Here is a 25,012-nt window from a genome sequence, read left to right as displayed (position 1 = left end):
TTATTCATCATAAAATAAATCAATTCATTTTTAATATTAACCAAATGAAGAGAAGAGAGTTTTTACAACTAGCAGGAATGGGAGTAGGCGGTGCTTTGTTGACGGTGCCTTTATTGGGTAATGCAGTGGACATGGACCGACTTTTGGAAAGCCCTTTAGATATCTTAGAAAAGAAAAGATTAGCTGACGTAGGATTAAACGCTGCCAAAGCTAATGGTGCCACTTATGCTGATGTCCGCATAGGAAGATATTTAAATCAATATATTTTTACCCGTGAGGACAAACTTCAAAATGCAGTGAATACTGAGTCTTTCGGAGTGGGTATAAGAGTAATTGCCAATGGTACGTGGGGTTTTGCCTCTACGCGCGATGTAAGCGAAGCAGGAATTCAATCTGCCGCAGAAACAGCGACCGCTATTGCTAAAGCGAACGGAAAAATACAAACTGAACCAGTGCAATTAGCTCCTGTTCAATCTTACGGAGAAGTAAGCTGGAAAACACCTCTCGAGAAAAATGCTGTAGCTGTTCCGTTAAAAGAAAAAGTAGATTTACTTCTTTCTGCTAATGCCGAAGCTATTAATAATGGTGCAAATTTTGTAAACAGTGCACTATTTATGATCAATGAACAAAAATATTTTGCCAGTACAGAAGGATCCTATATTGACCAGGATGTTCATAGAATCTGGCCTAATTTCAATGTGACTGCAATTGACCCCGATAGCGGCAAATACAAGTCAAGACAGGCATTGAGTTCACCAATGGGGATGGGATTTGAGTATATGGATCCTAGACCGGGAAGTAAAAAAGAAGGCCCAGGTGGTACCATGCATTATTTTGATCGTTATGATATGATTGAAGATGCCGGACTTGCGGGTAAGCAAACTAAGGAGATGTTAAAAGCTGATTCTATCAAAGCTGGGAAATATGATCTTGTTTTGGATCCTAATCACCTTGGCTTAACGATACATGAGAGTATTGGTCATGCTACAGAGCTAGACAGAGTTCTCGGATACGAAGCCAATTATGCCGGAACTAGTTTTGCAACTTTGGATAAATGGAAAGGCAAAGATTTTAAATATGGTAGTGATATTGTAAATGTGTTTGCAGATAAAACGCAAGAGGGTTCGTTAGGAGCTGTAGGCTATGATGATGAAGGAGTGAAAACCAAAAGATGGGATTTGATTAAAGATGGAGTTCTAGTGAACTATCAAGCTATTCGGGATCAAGCCCACATTATTAATGAGGATGAATCCCATGGATGTTGTTATTCTCAGAGCTGGAATGATGTTCAATTTCAAAGAATGCCTAATGTTTCTTTAGCTCCTGGAAAAGAAAGCTACAGTCCTGATGACATGATTAAAGATGTAGAAAAGGGAATTTATATTGTAGGTCGTGGGTCTTACTCTATTGATCAGCAGCGCTATAACTTTCAATTTGGGGGTACATTATTCTTTGAGATCGAAAATGGAAAAATAAAAGGCCCTGTCAATGATGTGGCTTACCAGTCGAATACGCAAGAATTTTGGAATTCTTGTTCTAAAATATGTGATAAAAACGATTATAAAACGTTTGGATCCTTCTTTGACGGAAAGGGACAGCCATCACAAATTAGTGCGGTATCTCATGGAAGTGCTACTACTCGTTTCGATGGTGTGAATGTGATCAACACAGCAAGAAATATTTAACACTAAATAAAAGGTTTATGTCAGAAGAAATGAATAAATCTGTTAGTCTAAAATTAAAAATCTTTAAAAATGGCAATATTATCTAAAGAAGAAGCAAAGCAAATATTGGAAAAAGTGATGGGCTTTTCCACTGCTGATAGCTTGGAAGCAGGCCTTTCAGGAAGTGGCAGAGGCAATATTCGTTATGCAAGAAATACAGTAACTACGAGTGGTTTTAATGATGATATCAGTTTAGGAGTGACGGCAAATTTTGGTAAAAGATCTGCTTCTTCCACAATAAATGAGTTTGATGATGAATCGCTTAAAAAAGTAGTAAAAAGAGCAGAGGAATTGGCGAAACTTGCACCAGAAAATCCTGAGTTCATGGAGCCTTTAGGTCCTCAGCAATATAAAGAATCAAAAACTTTTTATCAGAGCACCGCGGACATCAGTCCAGAATACAGGGCGGATTTGGCTAACAAAAGTATTCAGCCAGCTAAAGCAAAAGATGTTACTGCTGCCGGATATTTAGAAGATACCGCTGGGTTTTCTAGTATCATGAATTCAAAAGGGCTATTTGCTTATTCTCAAGAGTCGGAACTAGAATTTACGGTAACAATGAGAACTAATGACGGGACTGGTTCCGGATGGGTTTCAAGGGATTACAATGATGTTAAGCAGTTTAATGGTGAAGAAGCTTCTGCTATTGCGCTTGAAAAAGCTATAATGAGTAGAGAGGCTAAAGCTATTGAACCAGGGAAATATACGGTAATTATGGAACCGGCCGCTTCAGTACAACTTCTGGGAAATATGTTATTCAATATGGGAGCGAGACAAGCTGATGAAGGCAGAAGTTTCTTATCCAAGAAGGGTGGTGGCACAAAGTTAGGAGAAAAATTAGTAGACGAAAGGGTCCAGATATATTCAGATCCTTTTAATGAAATTGTTCCAGCTAATGCGTGGAATGGAGATGGTCTAGCTAGAGAAAGAACGAATTGGATTGAAAATGGTGTAGTTAAAAATATGTCTTACAGCCGCTATTGGGCAGAAAAACAAGGAGTTGAACCAGTTCCAGGTCCAGCAAACGGGATCATGCTAGGAGGAGATGCGACAACCGAGGATTTAATTAAAAGCACCAAAAGAGGAATTTTAGTTACACGCTTGTGGTACATCAGGACCGTAGATCCGCAAACTTTACTTTATACAGGATTAACAAGAGACGGAACTTTCTACATTGAAAACGGTAAAATCAAGCACCCAATTAAGAATATGCGTTTCAATGAAAGTCCTATTATTATGTTAAATAACTTGGAAGAATTGGGACAACAACAGCGAATAAACGGAAATCTTATCCCAGTTATGAAAATTCGCGACTTTACTTTTACAAGTCTATCAGATGCTGTGTAAACTATAGCTTGCACTTCATATTTAAAAAGCCATGATACTTCAACATATCATGGCTTTATACATTTTAGGCATATTACTACCGATCATCAGCAGAAAGAAAGAAAATTTCATTTACTGACTTGCAGAAGTACTCAGATATTTTCAAAGCCAATACTGTCGATAGTATGTATTTATTGCTTTCAATAGAATTTATAGTCTGGCGAGAAACACCAATAATTTCAGCTAACTCCGCTTGAGAAATTCCTTTTACGGCTCTTTCAACTCTTACTTTATTGGTCATATGATTATCTGTTTTGCCATTTGTAATAGGTGAAACTTAGAAAAATGTAGGTATTAAGTAGCCAGATTGCTAAGTAGGCACTCATGAAATCTGTAAATAAAGATCCAAAACTAAAGAATTGCAACATTCCTAAGACTGTCAGTCCCCACATGAGGTAAAACACACCCATAGTAAATGATTTTAACCTCAATTGTTCAATCATTTCATCTTCTTCCTTTTCCTCTGTGAAATTCAATATTGTAAATCCTATAGCCCAACATAGGTAAAAGAAATCACCCACTGATTCCTGCGGGAAATCAAACGCTAACAATATAGACAGTAACATAATAACAAAAGGAAGCGGAAAAAATGTGATGGCTATCCATTTCCATTTTCTTTTAAACAAGGGATACTTCATTTCAAATTTCATATTGATAAGTTTATTTTACTTAAAGTACGTTATACTTTACATATTGTCCAAATATTTTGTCCTTTTTTTTATCTTACAGCTGAACTTAAGGGAGGAGAAACTAGAAATTGTTCCCTTCGATTTTTATTATACAGAATTCACATATTCTTCCAAGGCTAATGATTTTTATGTAAAATATACTAACTTACTGTGTAACGAAAGGGCCTTAATGAACTATCGACCAAAAAAAAATCAAAATAGAAATAAGCTACTTGGTACAGCGATTGCAGTGAGTTTATTTACTGCGATAGTTTTTTCTACAATTATCCTAATAAGCTACCAATACTATCAAAAACAAAAAGCAGTACAACTGCAGTCAGAGCTTAATTTCGTAATTGAGAACATCCGTAAAATACTAAGCAATAGTAATTTGGCAGCTTTTTCAGTTGGCTTAACAATCAATACTGATCAAGATACTGTAAGCAATTTTGACTATGTTGCTGAAGAAATTATGAATAATCATCCGTACTTATTTGGAGTGCAGATTTTAGAGAAGGGAGAAATCAAATACGTTTATCCCTATAGCGTTCATCAAAGCGTACTTGGATATGATATTCTAAAAAATTCCAATACTAAAATTGAAGCGGAAAAAGCTATCAATAATAAAAAGATTTATTACGCAGGCCCATTAGATTTTCGGCAAGAAGGGAAAGGTATTGTTGGAAGGTTACCAATTTTTTATGAAGGTAATTTTTGGGGATTTTCTGCTGTATTGATAAAAATCGATGATTTTTTAGAAGCAGCGGGAATAAATAATACTCACGTAGATGGGATCAATATCTTGTTTTCGAAAAAGAATCCCAATACAGGAAAAGAAGAATTTTTTACATCGAATGAAGCGGAGGGTACCTTAACGCTAGACTATATTTTTGCTGAGTCCGGCTGGAAACTTACAGCCTATTATAAGCAGGACCCTGCAGTCTACGTGCTCTTAGCAGTTACCATTTTTTTAGCAATTTCATCTTCTGTGGGGAGCGGACTCTATACTTATCAAATATTAAAGAAACCGGAAAAATTAGAGTCACTCTTGTCAGAAAAAACCAAAGAAATTGAGGAAAATAATGAATACTTAACTTCTATGGTTGCTGCCATCCCCGATTTAATTTTTATTTACGATAAGGATGCGCGTTATCTTGATTTTCATGCTTATCAGGATAGCTTGCTGTTTTATAATCCTAAAGATTTTATTGGAAAATCTATTTTCCATCTATTTGACAAAGATTTTGCTAAAGCCACCTATGAAGTAATACAAAGGGCAATCAGTACATCAGAAATTGTTCAACATTCATATTATCTTGATTTCAAAGAGGGGAGAAAGTATTTTGAATCTAGGTTTAAGTCAATCAATTCAGAAAAGGTCTTAGCGGTTGTCAGGGAAGTAACTGAAACGAAATTATCCGCCAAGAGACTGCAAAAGAGTGAACAGAAATATAGGAATCTTGTCTCACAAGCTTCTGACGCCATTTTTCTTTCTGATGAAAAAGGAAATTTGCAGGAATTGAATCAAAAAGGACTTGAATTAACTGGAATCGCTGTAGAGGAATTAGAGAAATACAACTTATTAGATATTATCAAATTTGAAAATGAACAACAAAAACCCTTTTTAGATGTTTTGCTTGCTAAAGGTCACATTTTTGAAGAAGTTTCTCTAAAGTCTTTAAGGGGTAGAGAAATTACAGCAGAAATAAATTGTAAAGTTACACCTGAAAGACAAATCCACGGGATCATAAGGGACGTAACAGGTCGAAATAAGATCTTTAAATCTATTCAAAGTCAAAACGAAAGATTAAAAGAAATAGCGTGGATACAAAGCCATGAGGTCAGAGCACCTCTTGCGAGGCTCTTGGGACTCATAGATTATCTGGAAAAATATGACGGTATTAGTCAAACCGAAAAATTCAAAATTATCGACTCAATTCGTGGAAGTGCATTGGAGTTGGACGCTATAATTAGAGATGTAGTAAATAAAACAGAATTAGCGGAGATAACACCAAGCAAAGATGAATATATACAATAAGTAGCTTTATTTCATTGCTATTCATTACCTTTGATAAAACTGAAAAGTCAGAAAGATAAAATATTAAGAAATTGGAATTTAAAGAATTAGATTTTCATCCTACACTGAGTGAAGGTTTGGAAATGATGGGCTTCCATAAAGCCACACCCATTCAAACTGAAGCTATCCCCAAAATATTAGACGGTAAAGATTTAATAGCATGCGCTCAAACAGGTACGGGTAAAACTGCAGCCTTCGTCTTGCCTATTCTTCATAAAATTGCGGCTGGAGAGGAAAGCAAAGGAGTAAATACGTTAATTATTGCGCCAACTAGAGAGCTGGTTCAACAAATAGATCAACAAATAGAAGGGTTTTCGTATTTTACTAATTCAAGTAGTATAGCTATTTACGGTGGTGGAGATGGCGCGGCATGGGAACAACAAAAGAAAGCAATTAGAGCTGGAGTTGATATATTAGTGGCCACCCCTGGTCGATTAATTGCACTACTAAATTCAAATGAGACACAATTGGATAATGTGCAACATTTAATTTTAGATGAAGCCGACAGAATGCTAGACATGGGATTCCATGATGATATCATGCGGATAGTCAAGCAATTGCCAGAAAAACGACAAACACTTTTGTTTTCCGCGACAATGCCACCAAAAATCAAAAAGTTAGCGGGGGCTATTTTGAATAATCCGGAGGAAATTAGCTTGTCCATTTCAAAACCGGCTGCGGGAATATCTCAAAAGGCATTTTTAACTTTTGATGATCAGAAAACTCCATTGTTAAAGTTCATTTTAGGTTCAGGAATATATGAGACAGCTATTGTTTTCGCAGGTAAGAAAGATAAAGTGAAGTCCTTAGAACGAGAGTTGAAAAATATAGGCATGTCAGTCAAGGCATTCTCTAGTGATTTGGACCAATCTGAGAGAGAAGTCATTATGCGTGATTTTCGTTCTAAAAAGGTTCAAGTATTAATTGGTACCGATATCATTTCTAGGGGTATTGATGTAGAGAATATTAGTCTGGTAGTCAACTATGATGTTCCTGGAGATCCTGAAGATTATGTGCACAGAATTGGGAGAACAGCGAGGGCCGCAACAAAAGGTGAAGCCATGACCTTTGTCAATAATGCAGATATGGAGAAATTCAATCGGATTGAAGCATTAATTGAAAAGTCAATTATGAAAACCAATAGCTTGCCAAATCAAATAGGGCAGGGACCTGAATATCAAGAGAATGCCAAAAGACACAAGCCTGGAGGGTTTAAAAAGAAAAAGTCTTTCAAAAAAAGAAGTAAGTAAAATAGTTATACAGAAAATGACATTCAAAGAGTTAGGAATATCCAGTAAATTGGTTCAAGGTTTATCGGAATTGAATATTAACACCCCAACCAAAATCCAAGAACTGGTGATCAGCCATCTCCTGCAGAACAATGGTGATTTAGTTGCTCAGGCACAAACAGGCACGGGAAAAACGGCCGCTTTTGGTTTACCTATTTTGGAGCGAATTAACCTTAAAGAAGATAAAATCCAAGCAGTTATTTTATCTCCTACACGAGAATTGGCACAACAAATCAAGCATCAGCTTTTCAAGTTTACAAAGTACTCAGATAAAGTATTTATGGAGGTAGTCTTCGGGGGTGAAAAGATTGAAAGACAAATACAAAACCTAAAAAGACCTACACACATATTAGTGGCCACACCGGGTAGACTAGCAGATTTAATAAGAAGAAAAGCAGTGGACATTCGCCAAGCTCAATTGATGGTGTTAGATGAGGCTGACGAAATGTTGAGCATGGGGTTCAAAAAGGAATTAGAATTCATTTTGACGACCATGAAACAGCAAAAAAACATCTGGTTGTTTTCAGCTACAATCCCATCGGATATCAAATACATCATCAACCAATATTTAGATCCCAAAGCAAAGCAAATTCAAGCTTCGGGTAATGAACTAGTGAATGAGAAAATCATGCATCAATATGTTCCTTGTGATGCAGATGAAAAAATGATGGTGCTGGATTACTTCCTAAAAACTCAGAAAAATGAGAGAGGGATTATTTTTTGCAATACTAAAAATGCGGCAAGAACGCTTCATGAGCAATTGAAGGCAAGAAAACTTCCGTCCGGAATTTTAGAAGGTGATATGCACCAAAAGGATAGGGATAAAGAAATGAGAGCTTTTAAAAGTAAAAAGCTTGATTTATTAATTGCCACTGATGTGGCAGCTAGGGGTATTGATGTAGCAAATTTGGCTTTCGTTGTGCACTTTGAAATCCCAAAACAAATTGATTACTACATTCATAGAAGTGGAAGAACTGCTAGAGCAGGCAAGACTGGCATTAGCATGGCCCTTTGTACAAAAAATGAAGTAACACAAATCAAAAAAATTCAGCAAGAGTTAGGGCTTAAAATAAAGCAGGTCCCTTTTGGTTGATGATTCAATTTTAAATTTGATCTGTCATAAAGTAAGTAATTGATTTTTAGCTGTTAAGCGAATCAAGTCTTTAATCCACCTCTTTTAAAGAGGATACATTTGAAACATAGAATTAAAATTATAATGAGAAGTATTATTCTAATTATATTTCTAATGAGTTTTTTGTCCTGTTCAAACAAAGAACAGAGACAAGAAAGCTTAATTCAGAAAGGCTATCAATCTTTAGACAAAAGACAAAGTAAGCAAGCCATAGACTATTTTGAAAGTGCTATTGATCTTAATAATGAGAATGCTTCTGCCTGGAATGGCTTAGGAGTAGCGCATTATCAAGATGGTCACCCATATGAAGCTATTCAAGCGTTCGGCAAAGCATTGCAATATAATCCAGAATACACTAGGGCTTATTACAATAGAAGTAATGCCTTTTATCAAACAGGAGAATATTACCGATCTCTGGATGACCTGGAGCCGGTATTGAAGGTTTATCAGGATTCCGCTTTTACTCATTTGGCTAAGGGGTTGGCTTTGGTAGGTTTGAAAAACTATGAGGAAGCAGAACTATCATTTACAACCGCTTTAAAGCTTGATGATAACAATGCCGAAATACAGACAAATTTGGCGGCTGTACACTACTATAAGGAAGAATATAAGATAGCGGTAAAATATTTAAATGATGCATTGGAAATAAATCCGCAAGAAGCAAATGCCTGGAACCTATTATCTTTAATTCAATCTGAGCAAGAAAATTTTGATGAAGCGTTGGCTTCAGTGAATAAAGCATTGGAGCTTCAGGCCAATCAGCCATATTATTTGAACAATAGGGGGTACATCTATACTTTTCTAGGTGATTTTGATAAGGCTTATGCAGATCTAAGGAAAAGTATTGTAACAGATGAAAAGAACCCATATGTTTATAGAAACTTAGGAATACTTGCGCTAAAGAAAGGAGAGTTCGAAGAAGCTATTCGACAGTTACAAAACTCCTTGGAAAGGAAAAAAGACCTACCATCAGCCAACTATTATTTAGGAGAAGCATTAAGAAAGAATGACCAACTACCTGAAGCTTGCAGCGCATTTGTGAAATCGGCAGAGTTAGGAGACGAAAAAGGAGTGAAAGCACTAAACACATACTGCAAGGAATAAAATCCAATCCAATTATTTATTCGGATAAATACAATATATTCCTTATTTTTGCCCAAAATTTCATCAATTAATTACAGATATTTAAGCGTTGTTTTTCAATGCTCTATTATAAATATTATTGTTATTCATTATTAGACTTCATATAAGATATGTTCGATAATCTCAGTTATAAGTTAGATCGCGCTTTTAAAACCCTCAAGGGACAGGGACAAATAACGGAAGTAAATGTAGCTACTACAGTTAAGGAAATTAGAAGAGCATTGGTTGATGCCGATGTAAATTTCAAAGTGGCTAAAGAAGTGACAGACAGAATTAAGGAAGAAGCTTTAGGTCGTGATGTACTTATTTCAGTTTCCCCTGGTCAGCTCTTAGTCAAAATTACCCAAGAGGAATTGGCTAAAATGATGGGGGAGAAGCAAGAGGACATTAGTATTGAAGGTTCTCCTGCCACCATATTAATATCTGGTCTTCAAGGATCCGGTAAAACTACATTTTCTGGAAAACTAGCAAATAGACTTAAAAAACAAGGTAAGCAAGTACTATTAGCTGCTTGTGATATTTATAGACCTGCCGCTATTGACCAATTAAAGGTACTGGGTGAACAAATTGGAGTGGAAGTTTATGCAGAACCTGAGAATAAAGATGCTGTTAAAATCGCAAATAATGCCATTAAATTTGCTAAAGATAATGGGAAGAGCATTGTTATAGTAGATACTGCTGGACGTTTAGCTGTGGACGAAACGATGATGAAAGAGATTTCGAGCTTGAAAAAAGAGCTGAAGCCCTCTGAAACATTATTTGTAGTGGATTCCATGACAGGTCAGGATGCTGTAAATACTGCTAAAACATTTAATGAGCAACTTGATTTTGACGGTGTAGTTCTTACAAAATTAGACGGTGATACTCGTGGTGGTGCGGCTTTGTCAATTCGAAATGTTGTTGAAAAACCTATAAAATTTGTCAGTAGTGGAGAAAAAATGGATGCTATTGACCTTTTCTATCCGGACAGGATGGCTCAGAGAATTTTGGGTATGGGTGATGTTGTTTCTTTGGTTGAAAAGGCTCAAGAAACATTCGATCAGGAAGAAACCAACAGACTATCTAAGAAGATTCGGAAAAACCAATTTGATTTTGAAGATTTCCTTTCTCAATTACAGCAGATCAAGAAAATGGGAAATGTCAAAGACCTGTTGGGAATGTTGCCGGGCATGGGTAAACAAATAAAGGATATGGATATTGATGATGATGCTTTTAAGCCTGTTGAAGCAATAATACGATCCATGACCACCGAGGAGAGAACTAATCCTGAATTGATGAATGCTAGCAGGAAACAAAGAATAGCCAATGGTAGTGGGACTTCTGTTCAAGAAATCAATAACCTTTTGAAACAATTTAAGGATATGAGGAAGATGATGAAGACCATGAATAAAATGAGCGGTAGCAAAAGAGGATTAGCCGGATTTAATCCTTTCGGTAAATAATCTGTACTATATACTAATTTATTACATTCAATTAATTAAGAGCTTGTCTAAATGAAAAATTTACAGACAAGCTTTTTTTGTGCCCTTCAAAATGTAAAAAGCTTATTTTCAATAGAATAGAATATAATCTTACGGTTATTGATTGAATATACTAAGATTCATATTGTTGATCTCTGAAATTAAATATAATCATTTCTTGTTTTTAAGTAGATAATTTTATTAAATTGACACTTCAATATAGTAAGTGTAAATCATTGATTATTAAGTAATTTAAGAAATTTTTAAAATCTATTGAACTTTTTATCATTAATAGTATTATATTAAGACAGGTGTTCGTGAGAAAATATTTCAACTATTCCATTTTTTTAACGCTTTTTAGCTTATTGCTTTTGGTTTCCCTACAGCCCTTGAAGGCTTCACTTGGTGTTTCAATGCCAGTTCAGGAAAATCATATGGTAATGAGCAATTTAATTGAAATAGATCCAGTAAAACTTACAGCCGCAATTCAAAGCATATCACTTACGATTTTGAGTATCGGGATATTTGGTATCGCCTTTAGTTTCATAAATCTTGGTTCAAAAAGAATTAAAAGACATAATAATTATTTAGAAAGCCTTGTCAAAGACAGGACTAAGACCTTGGAGCACCAACATAATCAGTTGAAAGCTCAAAATGAAGCTTACCGTGAAGCTTTAGCGCTTATTCAAGATCAGAAAGAGGAAATTGAGACCGCTCAACAAGATCTACTTCAGAAAAACGCAGATATAACAGATGCGTTTGAAGAGATTCAGTCTCAAAACGAAAAGTTAGATCATGAGCGCAATAAACTCGAGCAGGCGAAGAGGATAATTCAAGAACAAAATAAAAAGCTTTTCAATATTGCTAGAAATCTAGATCAACAAGTTCAGGATAGAACAAGAGAGTTATCTAAATCAAATAATCTATTATTAGAAAAGAATAAAGAGCTAGACGAATTCATTTACAAATCAGCACATGATTTAAGAGGACCAATTGCAAGGTTTAAAGGATTAAGTCAGCTTATTCAAATGGAATATGAGCAAGACAATGATATTTCAGATCACTTAAATCATCTTAGACATTCTGCAAATCATATGGACGATATGCTGAAAAGGTTAAGCAATGTCTATGAAATCAGTGCCAGACCTATAAGTGTTCAAAAGATCAATATTGACATGATTTTGGAAACTGTTTTTGAAAGACTGAATGGCGAGGAAGAAAACCTGGGAAGTGTCGCGATCGAGGTAGATAATAGAGCGAAAGAGCTCGTACAAATTGATCCTAGCTTACTTCATTTAATTCTTAAAAACCTTATCGGCAATGCCGTGAGATTTGCCGATCCACTTAAATTACAGAAGTGGGTTAAAGTAAAGATTGAAATGCTGGATAAAAACTTGGTTATCAGCGTAAAAGATAATGGAATTGGAATTAAAAAAGATCAGAAAGATAATATTTTCAACCTTTTCTATGTCGGTTCTGAGATACCTAAAGGACCAGGTTTAGGTTTATATATCTGTAAAATTATTACCAATAAGCTCAACGGTGATATCAACTTAAATTACTCCGATGTTGAAAAGGAAACCGAGTTTAGGACATCTATTCCCATCAAACTTTAAGAGATCACTTCTTCAGCCACTGCATTTATAAAGGACCATTTGGGCACAGTATTCATAATTTTTAAATCTTCCAAGAGATTAGTGTCCTCATTAAGAAACTTAAGTAGAAGCGGCAGTTTATTCTTTTTATATAAATTTCCGAACACTTCATGGCCTGTACGCTTTTCTGTAATCAAAACATTCAGCAAGACTTCATCATAAAATCTAAATCTGCTAGAGCTTTTTATGTCAAAATTATTTGACTTTCCTTCTAGAACCTTAATTATTTGCTGTATATGATAGAAATTTCTGACAAAACTATATCCAGTGCTTGGTTTCACTGTTCCTGCGATAGTGCCAATTGGCACGATGCTTTTGTTCCTTTTCGATAGAATCGCAGTAGTCATCGGGATTTTATTAAACTCTTCGTCCAGAACTTTAAAATCCTGAAGTCCTAAATTTTGATGTATATAATTTTTTAAGGCTGTTTCATATTCTTCTTTCGTCCATAAATCAGCGGAAAACAAGGTGAATTCCACCAAGGCTTGATCTTCTGAGGTAGGCAAAATATAGGCAAAACTTAAACCTCCCTTTACTTCAGGTACTTGCATATCCATATATGTGATTTCACTAGGATTAAAAACAGCATGATCTGTTTGTATTTTCCATCCATAGAAATGTTGCCATATAAAATGCTTTCCTGATCTATTCATTAACTTTAATTGATCAGGAAAGAAATACGACTTGAAGAAATAGGAATCATAATAAAAGCTGGTTTTCTCAGTATGTACACATTTATTTTCTTCGTCCTCTGACACTATAACCTCCTGAATAAAAGTTATTTGAGGGTGTTTGTTTAATTTGTTGAATACAAACTGGTAGTAATCAATACCTCTGATGTTATAGTAACGATAAGGAGACAAGGATTGAGTCAAATCAAAGTCTTTTCCTCTTACAATTGCCCGATCCCAAGATTGTTTTATAGGTAAATCTGTGATCCATATCTTTGGCTCTGACCAAAAGCTCCAAGTTCTGTCATTGCTTTGTTTAGAATCAGCGTCAATCAAAAGCAATTGTTTATTTTCAAGTAGTTTGCTTTCAATCATTTGCCAAGCTAATGTTAAGCCAGCCAAGCCAGCTCCTCCTATGATGTAGTCATATTTCATTTATTTTCTAGCTTTTATGATTTTAGTTTAAGTATAAAATTAAGCCTAATGTTAAAAGAAATCTTAATAAAGCGGAATTATTTTATTTATGGCACGTTAATCAGGCACGAGCTAAAAGTGCGGATTTCATTCAAAATATTTTATATTTGCACTAATACGCTTATATTATCAAAATATTTTTAAAAATATACGAACCAATTCCCGTCTTAAATTGAAGAAGAGTACAATTATAATTGCAATAGTATTAGGGGTAACTGCAATTAGTTTTGCCTTTTATACCACGTCAGAGGTCGCTTTCACTCGTTCCGTTGATGCAGACTCCCATACCCAACTAAATTACCTTAATTTTAATCTTGTTAGTCCTGCTCCTGTAATGGACACCGCTGATTTTAGTCAGGAATTTGATGAAAGTATTAATAAATTTTTAAGACGATGGGATATTAAGGGGGCTTCCGTAGCGGTAATGAAAGACAACCGGTTGATTTATTCAAAGGGATATGGTTTGACCAATCTTGAAACCCAAGAGTCCGTAAAAACTCAACATTTATTTAGAATCGCGAGTGCTTCGAAACTGGTAACTGCCATTACTATTATGAAAATGGTAGATGATGGAATTATTGACTTGGAGGAAAACGTATTTGGAAAAGAGGGGATCTTTTCCCATTTCACAGAAATAAAAGACAAAAACCATAGTAAGATAAAAGTAAAACACCTATTAAATCATAAAGGAGGTTGGAGTTGGCGAGACGGTGATTTTATGTTTCAGGCTTCGAAAATCAAAAGAATTATGAATCTTGAAGGGCCCCCAACTGATGATGATATCATAGAATTTGTATTAGAACACAGACGGTTGAGATATAGACCGGGCACCCAATATGCATATTCTAATTTTGGATATATGCTTTTAGGCAAGATTATTGAACAGAAAACTGGAGCCACTTATGAGAATTATGTGATTGATAATATTTTAGAACCAAATGGGATATTTGGTATGAGGATTTCTGGCAATTATGAGTGGGAGAGGAGACCTTTCGAAGTACACTACTATAATCATCCAGGTGCTTACCAATTTGAGTCCTACGATGGTAATTATCAGTCAGTCGAAAAACCCTACGGAGGCAGTGATATCAATACTTTAGGTGCGGCAGGAGGGTGGATTGCCAATGCATCACAATTGGCGAAATTAGTAAGCCTTGTAGATCCAAATAGTACTTACCAACTACTTTCTGAAGAGAGTCGTGAAATGATGGTAAATGGGAATCGGTATACAGATGCATTTGGTTGGAAAGGGGCTAGAGGTGATAATTACTGGAGAACTGGAACATTAGCTGGATCAGCGTGTTTTATAAACAGAAAAGATGACGGTTATACATATGCTGTTGTTTTAAATTCCAGTGTCTGGATGGGACATAGGTTTAACCGATATATCAAATGGATGATGGATAAGTCGATTTCTGATTTGGATAATCATCAACTAAATTTGTTTTATCAAAATCATAATTCATTTAGTATATTACCAAATGCAATTTGACCGTTTATCAAATTCAATAAAATAAAATAACAATATTCCGTTCAATATCCTGAACTACAACAATTTCAACATGAAGAAGATACTTATAATTATAGTTATTTTCCTGTTTAACTATGCAGGATGGGCGCAAAACGAAAAATTCGCGAAATTAAGCCCCACTCAAGATCAGTCAATGGAAGCAAGATTGGTTGCAGGATTATTGACTCAATACCATTATGAAAAGGTTCCTATTGACGATGAGCTTTCCACTATTATCTATGATGACTATTTATCTTCGCTAGACGTCAATAAGCATTATTTTCTCAAAAAAGATATCGAAGCCTTCAAAAAATATAGGGAGCGTTTGGATGACCATATTAAATTAGGTTATCTATTACCACCTTACGAAATATTCAATGTATTTCGTGAAAGGTTTATGGAGAGAATGGACTATGTAGAAAATAACCTTTCATTTGATTTTGACTATGAAGCAGAAGAGTATTTAACAATTAATTCAGACTCTCTTGACTATGCCAATTCTGAAGAAGAATTAAACGATAGATGGAGAAAATTAATAAAAAGTCAAGCCCTAGATTTAAAATTGGACGAAAAAGCTGACACTACCATTCAAAGGCTTTTGAAAGAACGATATTCAAGATTAGAAAAAACTATAGGAGATTACGAAAGTAGAGACGTTTTCCAGCTCTATATGAATACTTTTGCAGAAAGTTTTGATCCTCACAGTAGTTACTTTTCACCTATTACTTCCGAAAATTTCAAAATACGAATGAGCCAATCTTTAGAAGGGATTGGTGCAACATTAACCACTGATGGAAATTATACTCGTGTTGCTTCAGTAGTGCCAGGAGGCCCAGCCTTTGAAAGTAAGGTCATCAATACAGATGATAAAATATTAGCAGTGGCACAAGGCGTAGAAGGCGAATTTGTGGATATCACAGGTTGGAGATTAGATGATGTTGTTCAAAAAATTAGAGGCCCAAAAGGAACAATTGTTAGACTCCAAATCATTGAAGCTGGCCAATCAGTATCTGCGGGTGTTCCAATGGAAATCACCATAGTTAGAGATAAGATTAAATTAGATAATCAAGTGCCTTATGCTGAGATAAGAGAAGTATATCGTGACGGAAATCAGTATAATGTAGGCATTATCACTATTCCATCATTCTACATGAACTTTGAGGACATGAGAGCCGGTGTCAAGGATTATGGAAGTACTACAAGGGATGTAAAAGCTATTCTTGATACCATCAAGGGAAAGGTAGATGGAATTGTAGTCGATTTGCGTTCAAATGGCGGTGGCTCCCTTCAAGAAGCTATAGAATTAAGCGGTTTGTTTATTAGTGAAGGACCGGTGGTACAGATTAGAGATTCTGATGGGAGTATAGAAGTTGGTAAAGATGAAGACGAAGAAATTTACTATGGTGGGCCATTAACCATTTTAACGAACAGATTTAGTGCATCTGCATCAGAGATTTTCTCAGGAGCTATTCAGGACTATAAAAGGGGAGTGATTGTAGGGGAAAATACTTTCGGCAAAGGAACCGTCCAAAATCTTATTTCTTTGAATCAATTTGTCCCTAAAGTAGAAGATACACTAGGCCAAGTCAAACTAACTTTAGCCAAGTATTATAGGGTGAATGGAAGCAGTACGCAACATAAGGGTGTGCGTCCGGACATCAAGATGCCTTCTCCGTACACTGCCAAAGCATTTGGAGAAAGCTCTTATCAGCGTGCGTTGGAATGGGATCAAATTGAAAGTTCGAATTTCACTCCATCGAATGATATAGATCCTAACATTATAGCTAAGCTCAACGAGAAACATGAGAAGCGATTAAATGAGGAGCAATATTTAAGAAATTTGAAAAATGAGGTTGATGAAGCAGTTAATCAGCAGAGCATGTACAGAATCAGCTTAAATATTGAAAAACGAAAAGCTGAAAATGAGGCTGCTATGGACCGAAGAAATGCAGCAAATGAATTGAATGAGAAGATTTCAGCAGATCCTGAACTAATAAATAAAATTAATACAGATGGGGAAATCAAAGATCCTTATCTAAGAGAAGGAGTAGTGGTATTAGCTGATTTAATTGCGCTCGGTATTGGTTGAAATCAGCTTTCAATAAAAGCATTTAAAGGTTTGCAAATGAAATGATTATCACTTCATTTGCAAACCTTTTTTTTGCGCTAAAATAATGACTGCAAAATAGCATTCAGTAGCGATAGAATAATACTAAAGAAAAAAGCCCACCAAAAGCTCTTGACAGAGAAGCCTTTCAATATTTTATCTACCAACATGATCATCAAGGCATTAATTACCAATAAGAAAAGCCCTAGTGTCAGAATAGTGATCGGGATAGTTAAAAAAACCAAAATAGGTTTTACTACTGCATTGATTATTCCCAAAATAATAGCTACTACGATGGCTTGACCATAGCTCTCTACTTTCACTCCAGAGAGTAATTTAGCTGTAATGAATACTGCGGCAGCTGACAAAAGTAATCTGATAATAAATTCTGTTAGATCCATAATTTTCTTTCAAGTTTAGTCTTTGATAATTTCTTAAGATTTAAATCCATTCTTTTAAAAATGGAGATAGTTTTAACACTATATATACATATAAATATAAAGCTTTTATTATATTTAAAACTCACCCAAAACTAAACTATATTGAAATATCTTATTATTGTTTTATCTATCGTTTTATCTTGTAATGGTAGTCTTTATGCACAATGTGACATACAAAAACTTGCTCCCGAACCTAAAATAAAGTCTTTTAATTATTTTGGTTATTCAAGTTCGCTTAGTTCAAAGAATTTGATTGTCAATGAACCTAATAATGATTCATTAGCATATAATGCTGGAATAATTAATGTTTTTAAAAAAGTAAATCAGAAATGGGAAATATTTCAAAAACTTACAACATCTCAAGTTAATTCAAATCAACAACTTGGAAATCATTTAAAAGCAATTGATAGTTTAATTGTTGCATCAGGTAATGTTAGTAGAAATACCAGCAATTCAGATGCACTATTCATATATAGACAGCATAAAACAGGTTCTTGGCCGGGTAAGGAAACAGAAGTATTCTACTTGGAAAATGATTTAGCGGAAAATAGTTACATAAGAATCCTAGAAATGGATTTGAATAATGAGGAGAATTTAGCAGTCATTTATCGAAAGTTTGATGGTTTTTCGAGTCAATTAATAATTAAGATATTAGACTTAAATTCTCATAGTGTATTGGCTGAAGAAATTCTTGACAAAAAGGATCGCTTTTTTTATGGAATCCATACAGATGTTCTATTAACTGACAATTCCTTATTTATCTCAAACTCAGATTTTTTAGCCCCTGATAGATCTTTTCAAGGTATAGTTCATGTATTTGAAAAAGATGGCGAGGGAATTTGGAATTTAGAACCCGTAGCAAAATTAACCTCCAGTATTAGTTTTCAATATAATTTTGGTATAAAAATGGCTTATGAGAATGATACTTTATTTGTTGCTAATTCTGGAGATGAAACATCGAAAAATGGTCTATTTATATATAATAAACCTGAAATGGGATGGAAGGATACTACAGAAACACTTTCTATTAAAAAAGATTTCTTATATGGCAATAAAGGAATAAATCTTACAGTAAGTCAAGGGGTTATTTTTTGGTCAGTGCCCGAGGTTGAAAATGATTTTACTTATTACAAACCTGACTCCACTAGTAGTGATGGTTATAAAATGTATATTATTGAAAAGCCTTCAGATGTTGGAGATAGTTATTTGAAATTTGGATTTAATCCTATATATCACGAGAACCAACTATTCATTAGCACGCGGCATTCAATTTCCAATATCAGTAACAGAATAAATGAAAATATATTAGTATACGATTTTGATCTAAAATCTTCAGAAGAAATGATTGAATATTCAAGTATTCTTAATTCTGAATTTTTTTCGGCATCCGATGATGAATTTGGTGCTATACTTTCAGTAAGTAAAAATACACTGGCAGTATCAGCTAAAGGAAGTTCAAATAAATGGGGTGATAAATCGGGTAGTGTTTATCTATATGAAAGATTAAATGATCAATGGGTTTTTGATCAAGAAATAATAGCACCTCAAAAATTAAATAATGAATCTTTTGCATCAACCTTTGAATTACAAGATGGTTATCTATTTATAGGCTCTCCTGGTTATGATAGTTTAGCTGATAACAATAAATATTTCAATACTGGGAAAATTTTTATCTATGAAAAAATAAATGGTAAATGGGTGAATACCTCTTCCTTAGTCTCTCCCTTAATGGGTTCATCAAATTATGAGCAAGGAGAGTTTGGTAGAAACGTTACTTTCAATAATGGCATCTTAGCTATTAGTGAGATTTATGATAATTATGGAAGTTCTGAAGCAGAAGGCCGAGTATATATTTATCGTTATGATGAAATAAGTGGGAAATTTATAGTTGATAAGCAATTTCAAAATAATGAAACATACGGATTAGATTTTTTTGGCAGTAATATAATAATTAATGATAAATATGTCGCTATAGGAACTGGTGGTTTACCGACAAGTGTATATGTTGATAATAAAGTTTACCTTTATAAAATAAACTCAGAAGCGTGGACATCAGGAAAAGCAGATTATGTTTTTGCATCAAAAAATGAGAGTTCTTTAGATAAATTTGGTGAAAGTATATCCATTCATAATGATGTGTTATTGGTGGGAGAAACCTATTATGATAATGGGAAACAGTATGAAGGTTCTGACGGTCGAGTTTATGGTTTTAGAATACCGGAACAATCAACACTAGATGCGACAATTTTTGAAGACTTTTACATAGAACCGAATAGCAGCATCAGCTATACTAACTTTGGGAACTATATAGCTATTAACGGCAATGACCTGTACATAAGTGCAAAAGATAATTCGAATGAATCTAATATTCAGGATTTATTATTTGTATATAATCTTGAAAATTTAAATGAGGTAGATTCTGTATTTGGAAATAATATACAAATTATAAGACACCCTGATGGGAATAGTAGTTCTGGTTTTGGAAGTAGTGTTGAGGTAAATAATGGATATTTAATTGTAGGAAGTCCTTATAGTGATTCAAGAAGTGGTTTTAAATCAGGTTTAGTTCATGTATTTGAACTAAGTTCAATTTTAAACCCTATCCCTAATTTATGCAACAATATTTCTAGTTATGAATTAACAGCAAGTCCTGCAGGAGGAGTGTGGAGCATTGGTGATAGTGTAATAAGTGATAATATTCTTGATGTAACGAGGTTAGTATCGGGTAATTATACAATCAATTATAACTTAAACGGCTGCATTCAATCAACAACTTTTCAGGTTTATCAAAATACGAGTTTAATTTCTAAATCAGATAGTATTATTACGAAATGTATTGATGAAGAAATAAATCTATTTATAGAAGTTAATAATAATGATGAAAGCTTTGCTTGGTTCAGTAAGAAAGAAAAGGATGATAATTATGAGCTGTTAGATTCTGCAAAAACTTTAATTAGCATTAGTACGGCAAATCCTGGTTTTTATAAGGTGCGCTTACTAAATCCTGAATGTGAGGAAATCGAAGAAGAATTTCAAGTTCTTGACCATGAGCTTTCTCCAAAACTTAATTTAAGCGGGCAGCTCGAATATTGTGTGCAGGAGATCCCGATAGCAATTGAAAATATTGATCCTAGTGATGAGGTACTTTGGTATTTTCGAGCAGAAAACGAGGCAGATTTTAAAGAATTAAGCACACAAGATGCTCAAATACAAATCTCGGAAAGTGGTGAATATTACGCTGAAGTTTATAGAGAAAACTGTTCATTTTTAACCAATAGTACTTATGTCATGTTTAAACCTAATCCTCAGGATATATTTATACCTAATGTCGCAACCGTTAATAATGATGGTTATAATGATGTCTTCAGAATAAAAACGGATTATCCTTTTAAAAACTTCAAGATTAATATTTATGATCGTTATGGTAAGCAGGTATTCGAAAGCTATGATCAGACATTTGGATGGAAGGCGCCAAATGGCTATTCAGGTAATTATGTTTATAGTCTACTTTATGAAACTGAATGCGGTGAAATTAAAGAAATGAAAGGGTGGGTTCAAATAGTGAAAAACTAAAGTATTTCATAGTAAAAATCTATTTACAAGTAAATATTGAAGGATGAATGAGGGCAGTACCAAGTTTGGGGTTAGAAGTCAATTTCAGCTACATCAGGATTGCTTTTGGATAACATCATCTTCGCAGCACCAGCATGAGTAAAGATTTCTATATAGTGCTCGTTTAATTCATTTCTGATATTCTTCATTTTATTAAGTAAACGTTTCTGGATAGATTCACCTTCAGTAGTGATATGTAAAATGACTTTTTTCGTAAGATTAAAATAATCAGTTTAGTTTTAGGGCTATTATTATCCTTCATTACAAAGTGCATCCAATGCATACATCAACCTATTTTGCGCACCTAACTGTGATCCAAAGATTGATCGATACAAGATTCCTTCAGCTGTAATTAAAAGCCATTGTGGAGTTCCTTCTGATTCAAATTGATCATAGACCTGATGATTTTGATCTAAATAAATAGGGAAGGGCAGTTCTTGGGTGGTGAAAATGCTCTTAATATCGTCTTCGGTTACCGGTTTCTTATTGAAAATGCTGTGAATGCCAATTACTTGAAGATCAGCATATTCTTTTTGATATTCATAAGCTAAAGGAATTGCTCTGCCAGTACATCCTAAACATTGATTGTTATAAATGATGATCACTAGCGGTTTTCCTTTGTACTTTTCAAGTAAGTTGAGCTCATTGTAACCAAAATCCTGCACTTTTATGGATGGGATAGGGGTGATTTCTTTTTCCATTCTTGATAATTATAATATGACACAAAGATAAAAAGTTTATAGCTTTTCATCTTTGATTTGATCGATATTAACCCAATACGAATATGTGATTCCACTGTGTTCAATATGTTTGATAGATAACGGATAGGAAGCTGTTAATATCTAATTGCTGTAGAATACCATCTCGTAAATTATTATGTTAAGTTGAGGTTCGCATTAGTTACTATGAATAAAATGGAAACTTGACGTTTCCTTTAAAGGGTATCATTGATGTATTTTTAGGCTTCAGGAAAAAGCGTGCAATCTTTAGCAATATAGTCTGATTTTCTAAAGCGCTATTTTTGCATAGATCTACAAAGCTGTACAATGGCCAGACTGAAAGTAAACTATAGCACTTAGAATTATGAGGTCAGCATGACTAGCAGTAAAGCCAAATACAGCGCTTAAAATAGACAGCTCTTAACAATGGGACATAGAAATCAAAATAGAGCATCAGGATTGTAGAGTCTTAATGCGATAATAGTTTGCTAAGTACTCACGCTAGGGAGATCATGAACAGACAGATTCAGAATGGAAGATGAGTAATAGTAGGTGGGTATTAAAAAGAGTAACTTAACTAAAGCTTACTCCAGTATGTTCATATTTTAATATTAGCGCTGATAATCAATTACTTATTTTCTTTTATTAAAAAAAGAGTTCATAGTAAGTGTTCATATTTGAAATATTTTAATTAGGTAAATATGGCTGAATATTTTTATTGTAAAATTATTCCAAGTAATTTGAATATTTATTGTTTACGTTAAAAGTATAAGTATTGATCCATGAGTTTTATTAATAATTTATTTAAAGGGTTCGTTAGATCAGCTGTAAATCAAGTTGGTCGAGATGGTGGAAAGGTAATCAGTAACAAAGTTTATGGGGATAAACATTCAAAGCCTATTAGAATTGTCGATAATTCACATTCTCAAAGCCAAGCTCATAAAGTTTCCAGAGAAAATCTGGTTTCCAGGGGAGATGTTGAATCTGAAGGTTTATTTCCAGAATCAGTTAATATCAGTATAGTAAAAGTTATTTTTTCATTTCTTTTTACTTTTATTTTTCCCATCGTAGGGCCCATTTATTGGATATACAAGTCTATTAAATCTTTTTCAAAAAGAAGCGTTCGGTTTTATTCTATTGAGAGAATAGGGATTTATAAGGAAGATAAGAGATTTAAGACTGGCCGTAGACTAGAGGGCTACAGAGATGTGAAAAGCAAAACAAATGTAACTGCAGAAGCAACTGATAAAGAGTTAAAAACCTTAAAAATTAATGCAATTATATACCTTGTACTTGCATGTATTGTAGGATATGTACAATATGACTGGATAATGAATTCAGATTTATCTGGAGATGATGATCTAATTCCAAAAGAGAAAGTTGAGTTGGGACTAATTAATTCAAACTCTGGTTTAAATATGCGCTATGATTCTACAACAACAGGAGACATAATAAACTCAATTCCGAATCAGGATACTGTTAAAATAATAAATAAGGGTGCGGCATGGCACTATGTAGAATACAATAATGAAAAAGGGTATGTTTCAAGTAGTTACATAGACATAATCCAAAATTAAGTTACAATGAGCTTGAAGAATAGACTGTATAACTTATTGAATGAAAATGATAAAAATACAAAAGCGAGTAAATCGTTCAATACATTTATTATTACTTTAATTCTATTAAATACATTTGCCATCATTCTAGAGTCATTCGCTGAGATCAGAAATAATTATGGTGTTTATTTTAGTTATTTTGAAATCTTTTCGGTTATTATATTCTCATTAGAATATATTGGTCGCCTATACACTTCAAGCATAAAATATCACTCCGACAATATTTTCAAATCTGTCATAAGGTACATAATCTCTCCACTTGCAATTATTGATTTATTAGCAATATTACCTGCATACCTTCCTTTTTTAATAGTCATTGACCTAAGATTTTTAAGGATGATTAGAGTGTTAAGAATTGCTAGATTGTTTAAAATTAATAGATATTCTAAATCTCTCAATTTGATTTCAGAAGTTTTGAAGGAGAAGAAAATTGATTTGGGAATAACTATTTTCGTAACCTTCATCGTGTTAATTATAGCTTCGGCTTTAATGTATAGCATTGAAAGCAGAGTTCAACCCGATAAGTTTCAAAATATAGTCTCCACTTTTTGGTGGGCCATAGCAACTTTGACAACGGTAGGGTACGGAGATGTTTACCCTATTACAGGTTTAGGTAAATTTATCAGTGGTATAATAGCTCTATTAGGGATAGGGCTAGTGGCCTTACCTACAGGAATAATAAGTTCTGCCTTTATCGAAAAAATCAATGTTAGGAAAGGAAATGATAGAAAATGTCCAACCTGTGGACAATCAATTAAGGAGTAACTCTGGTGTATGAAATATGATTAAGTATTACTTTAATATAATGACAGAATTTTTTTTTTAATTGTAATTGTCTGGCTTATCAAGAAACTTGATACTTCTCAAATCAAAAAGTTCTAAGTCTCCAGAATCTAATTCTATTAAAGCTTTCGTGATCGATTCATAGTTATTTGAAATGTAGACATATCTGTGAAAATATCCAGTCTTCTCTTGACTCTTAGTGTGTTTTATCAGAACCCTTCTTAATTGCCTCATCAAGTATTTCTATATAAAGGTTAAATATAGGGATTAATTCACAATCCGCACAAATAGTCTGTGTTGTAGAAATTAGTTGCACTCTACTTTTACTACGTGAATATCCAAAAGAAAATAGGAAAGAGAGTCGCAGAATTGCGTAGGGAATTAAATCTGAGCCAAGAGCAGCTAGCAGCTAAAACCGACCTTCATGAGGATTATATAGGGAAAATCGAGAGAGGAGAGAGGAGTCCATCTGTAAAAAGATTGGAGATAATTATTAAATCCCTTAATAGTTCTTTTAAGGATTTTTTTAAAAATTTTAGTTAACAG

Annotated in this window: 20 protein-coding genes; 14 read left to right on the top strand and 6 right to left on the bottom strand. The window is 34.1% G+C overall.

Translation table 11 applies throughout. The features are described 5' to 3' along the window. The first annotated feature begins 44 nt into the window (after nt 1–44). Both Q3Y49_RS14835 and Q3Y49_RS14830 read left to right on the top strand, forming a co-directional pair. Nucleotides 45–1,685 carry a TldD/PmbA family protein gene (locus tag Q3Y49_RS14835; RefSeq protein ID WP_303269226.1) on the top strand — a complete coding sequence of 547 codons (1,641 nt, stop codon included), beginning with the start codon at nt 45–47 and terminating at the stop codon, nt 1,683–1,685. Nucleotides 1,686–1,754: 69 nt separating this feature from the next. Continuing rightward, nucleotides 1,755–3,071, top strand: a complete 1,317-nt coding sequence (locus tag Q3Y49_RS14830; RefSeq protein ID WP_303269224.1) for a TldD/PmbA family protein — start codon at nt 1,755–1,757, stop codon at nt 3,069–3,071. A 76-nt stretch (nt 3,072–3,147) separates the two neighbouring features. On the opposite strand, the gene Q3Y49_RS14825 is transcribed toward Q3Y49_RS14830, so the two are convergent. Both Q3Y49_RS14825 and Q3Y49_RS14820 read right to left on the bottom strand, forming a co-directional pair. Next, nucleotides 3,148–3,351, bottom strand: coding sequence for a helix-turn-helix transcriptional regulator (locus Q3Y49_RS14825; protein ID WP_303269223.1), 204 nt, complete (start codon nt 3,349–3,351; stop codon nt 3,148–3,150). 4 nt (nt 3,352–3,355) lie between these two features. Next, the gene (locus Q3Y49_RS14820; protein ID WP_303269222.1) at nt 3,356–3,760 is read right to left on the bottom strand and encodes a hypothetical protein; all 405 of its coding nucleotides are present in this window, start codon (nt 3,758–3,760) and stop codon (nt 3,356–3,358) included. Nucleotides 3,761–3,968: 208 nt separating this feature from the next. On the opposite strand from Q3Y49_RS14820, the gene Q3Y49_RS14815 reads away from it, so the two are divergent. The 6 genes from Q3Y49_RS14815 (at nt 3,969) to Q3Y49_RS14790 (ending at nt 12,495) form a co-directional block, all read left to right on the top strand. Then, nucleotides 3,969–5,816 (top strand): PAS domain S-box protein, encoded by a 1,848-nt coding sequence (locus tag Q3Y49_RS14815; RefSeq protein WP_303269221.1) that lies wholly within the window; start codon nt 3,969–3,971, stop codon nt 5,814–5,816. A 71-nt stretch (nt 5,817–5,887) separates the two neighbouring features. After that, complete coding sequence (locus Q3Y49_RS14810) at nt 5,888–7,105, top strand: DEAD/DEAH box helicase (RefSeq protein WP_303269219.1); 1,218 nt, start codon at nt 5,888–5,890, stop codon at nt 7,103–7,105. After that, nucleotides 7,041–8,237, top strand: a complete 1,197-nt coding sequence (locus Q3Y49_RS14805; RefSeq protein WP_303269218.1) for a DEAD/DEAH box helicase — start codon at nt 7,041–7,043, stop codon at nt 8,235–8,237. The genes Q3Y49_RS14810 and Q3Y49_RS14805 overlap by 65 nt, the downstream gene beginning before the upstream one ends. A 153-nt stretch (nt 8,238–8,390) precedes the next feature. Further along, a complete protein-coding gene (locus Q3Y49_RS14800) occupies nt 8,391–9,380 on the top strand; it encodes a tetratricopeptide repeat protein (RefSeq protein WP_303269216.1) in 990 nt (329 codons plus the stop codon). A gap of 149 nt (nt 9,381–9,529) precedes the next feature. Continuing rightward, nucleotides 9,530–10,861 (top strand): signal recognition particle protein, encoded by a 1,332-nt coding sequence (ffh, locus tag Q3Y49_RS14795; RefSeq protein ID WP_303269215.1) that lies wholly within the window; start codon nt 9,530–9,532, stop codon nt 10,859–10,861. Nucleotides 10,862–11,196: 335 nt separating this feature from the next. After that, nucleotides 11,197–12,495, top strand: coding sequence for a sensor histidine kinase (locus tag Q3Y49_RS14790; RefSeq protein ID WP_303269213.1), 1,299 nt, complete (start codon nt 11,197–11,199; stop codon nt 12,493–12,495). Here the strand turns inward: Q3Y49_RS14790 and Q3Y49_RS14785 are convergent. Next, nucleotides 12,492–13,640, bottom strand: coding sequence for a lycopene cyclase family protein (locus Q3Y49_RS14785; protein WP_303269211.1), 1,149 nt, complete (start codon nt 13,638–13,640; stop codon nt 12,492–12,494). The genes Q3Y49_RS14790 and Q3Y49_RS14785 overlap by 4 nt on opposite strands. A 211-nt stretch (nt 13,641–13,851) precedes the next feature. Between Q3Y49_RS14785 and Q3Y49_RS14780 the strand changes: the two genes are divergently transcribed. Together Q3Y49_RS14780 and Q3Y49_RS14775 are read left to right on the top strand one after the other, a co-directional pair. After that, nucleotides 13,852–15,171, top strand: coding sequence for a serine hydrolase domain-containing protein (locus Q3Y49_RS14780; RefSeq protein WP_303269210.1), 1,320 nt, complete (start codon nt 13,852–13,854; stop codon nt 15,169–15,171). Nucleotides 15,172–15,241: 70 nt separating this feature from the next. After that, nucleotides 15,242–17,278 carry a carboxy terminal-processing peptidase gene (locus Q3Y49_RS14775; RefSeq protein ID WP_303269209.1) on the top strand — a complete coding sequence of 679 codons (2,037 nt, stop codon included), beginning with the start codon at nt 15,242–15,244 and terminating at the stop codon, nt 17,276–17,278. A gap of 77 nt (nt 17,279–17,355) precedes the next feature. Here Q3Y49_RS14775 and Q3Y49_RS14770 read toward each other — a convergent pair whose 3' ends face one another. Beyond that, nucleotides 17,356–17,697, bottom strand: a complete 342-nt coding sequence (locus tag Q3Y49_RS14770; RefSeq protein ID WP_303269208.1) for a phage holin family protein — start codon at nt 17,695–17,697, stop codon at nt 17,356–17,358. A 141-nt stretch (nt 17,698–17,838) separates the two neighbouring features. On the opposite strand from Q3Y49_RS14770, the gene Q3Y49_RS14765 reads away from it, so the two are divergent. Next, a complete protein-coding gene (locus tag Q3Y49_RS14765) occupies nt 17,839–21,309 on the top strand; it encodes a T9SS type B sorting domain-containing protein (protein ID WP_303269207.1) in 3,471 nt (1,156 codons plus the stop codon). Between the two features lie 290 nt (nt 21,310–21,599). Here the strand turns inward: Q3Y49_RS14765 and Q3Y49_RS14760 are convergent, their stop codons facing one another. Continuing rightward, complete coding sequence (locus Q3Y49_RS14760) at nt 21,600–22,049, bottom strand: TlpA family protein disulfide reductase (RefSeq protein ID WP_303269206.1); 450 nt, start codon at nt 22,047–22,049, stop codon at nt 21,600–21,602. A gap of 800 nt (nt 22,050–22,849) precedes the next feature. Between Q3Y49_RS14760 and Q3Y49_RS14755 the strand changes: the two genes are divergently transcribed. Both Q3Y49_RS14755 and Q3Y49_RS14750 read left to right on the top strand, forming a co-directional pair. Continuing rightward, the gene (locus Q3Y49_RS14755; protein ID WP_303269205.1) at nt 22,850–23,644 is read left to right on the top strand and encodes an SH3 domain-containing protein; all 795 of its coding nucleotides are present in this window, start codon (nt 22,850–22,852) and stop codon (nt 23,642–23,644) included. A 6-nt stretch (nt 23,645–23,650) separates the two neighbouring features. Continuing rightward, nucleotides 23,651–24,448: an ion transporter gene (locus Q3Y49_RS14750; RefSeq protein WP_303269204.1), complete on the top strand. Its 798-nt coding sequence runs from the start codon at nt 23,651–23,653 to the stop codon at nt 24,446–24,448. A 57-nt stretch (nt 24,449–24,505) separates the two neighbouring features. Here the strand turns inward: Q3Y49_RS14750 and Q3Y49_RS14745 are convergent, their stop codons facing one another. Next, complete coding sequence (locus Q3Y49_RS14745; protein WP_303269203.1) at nt 24,506–24,700, bottom strand: hypothetical protein; 195 nt, start codon at nt 24,698–24,700, stop codon at nt 24,506–24,508. A 96-nt stretch (nt 24,701–24,796) separates the two neighbouring features. On the opposite strand from Q3Y49_RS14745, the gene Q3Y49_RS18775 reads away from it, so the two are divergent. After that, nucleotides 24,797–25,009, top strand: a complete 213-nt coding sequence (locus Q3Y49_RS18775; RefSeq protein ID WP_367892455.1) for a helix-turn-helix domain-containing protein — start codon at nt 24,797–24,799, stop codon at nt 25,007–25,009. Nucleotides 25,010–25,012 lie beyond the last annotated feature (3 nt).

The organism is Marivirga harenae, from assembly GCF_030534335.1.
In the GTDB taxonomy this organism is placed as follows: domain Bacteria; phylum Bacteroidota; class Bacteroidia; order Cytophagales; family Cyclobacteriaceae; genus Marivirga; species Marivirga harenae.
The sequence above is the reverse complement of the archived record's forward strand: the minus strand, read 5'-3'. Positions and strand labels throughout refer to the sequence as shown.

Bases quoted from the DNA above. Each gene is read 5' to 3' on its own strand.
- Q3Y49_RS14835 (WP_303269226.1), top strand. From the start codon at position 45: ATGAAGAGAAGAGAGTTTTTACAACTAGCAGGAATGGGAGTAGGCGGT.
- Q3Y49_RS14830 (WP_303269224.1), top strand. From the start codon at position 1,755: ATGGCAATATTATCTAAAGAAGAAGCAAAGCAAATATTGGAAAAAGTG.
- Q3Y49_RS14825 (WP_303269223.1), bottom strand. From the start codon at position 3,351: ATGACCAATAAAGTAAGAGTTGAAAGAGCCGTAAAAGGAATTTCTCAA.
- Q3Y49_RS14820 (WP_303269222.1), bottom strand. From the start codon at position 3,760: ATGAAATTTGAAATGAAGTATCCCTTGTTTAAAAGAAAATGGAAATGG.
- Q3Y49_RS14815 (WP_303269221.1), top strand. From the start codon at position 3,969: ATGAACTATCGACCAAAAAAAAATCAAAATAGAAATAAGCTACTTGGT.
- Q3Y49_RS14805 (WP_303269218.1), top strand. From the start codon at position 7,041: ATGCCAAAAGACACAAGCCTGGAGGGTTTAAAAAGAAAAAGTCTTTCA.
- Q3Y49_RS14800 (WP_303269216.1), top strand. From the start codon at position 8,391: ATGAGTTTTTTGTCCTGTTCAAACAAAGAACAGAGACAAGAAAGCTTA.
- ffh (WP_303269215.1), top strand. From the start codon at position 9,530: ATGTTCGATAATCTCAGTTATAAGTTAGATCGCGCTTTTAAAACCCTC.
- Q3Y49_RS14785 (WP_303269211.1), bottom strand. From the start codon at position 13,640: ATGAAATATGACTACATCATAGGAGGAGCTGGCTTGGCTGGCTTAACA.
- Q3Y49_RS14775 (WP_303269209.1), top strand. From the start codon at position 15,242: ATGAAGAAGATACTTATAATTATAGTTATTTTCCTGTTTAACTATGCA.
- Q3Y49_RS14770 (WP_303269208.1), bottom strand. From the start codon at position 17,697: ATGGATCTAACAGAATTTATTATCAGATTACTTTTGTCAGCTGCCGCA.
- Q3Y49_RS14760 (WP_303269206.1), bottom strand. From the start codon at position 22,049: ATGGAAAAAGAAATCACCCCTATCCCATCCATAAAAGTGCAGGATTTT.
- Q3Y49_RS14755 (WP_303269205.1), top strand. From the start codon at position 22,850: ATGAGTTTTATTAATAATTTATTTAAAGGGTTCGTTAGATCAGCTGTA.
- Q3Y49_RS14750 (WP_303269204.1), top strand. From the start codon at position 23,651: ATGAGCTTGAAGAATAGACTGTATAACTTATTGAATGAAAATGATAAA.
- Q3Y49_RS14745 (WP_303269203.1), bottom strand. From the start codon at position 24,700: ATGAGGCAATTAAGAAGGGTTCTGATAAAACACACTAAGAGTCAAGAG.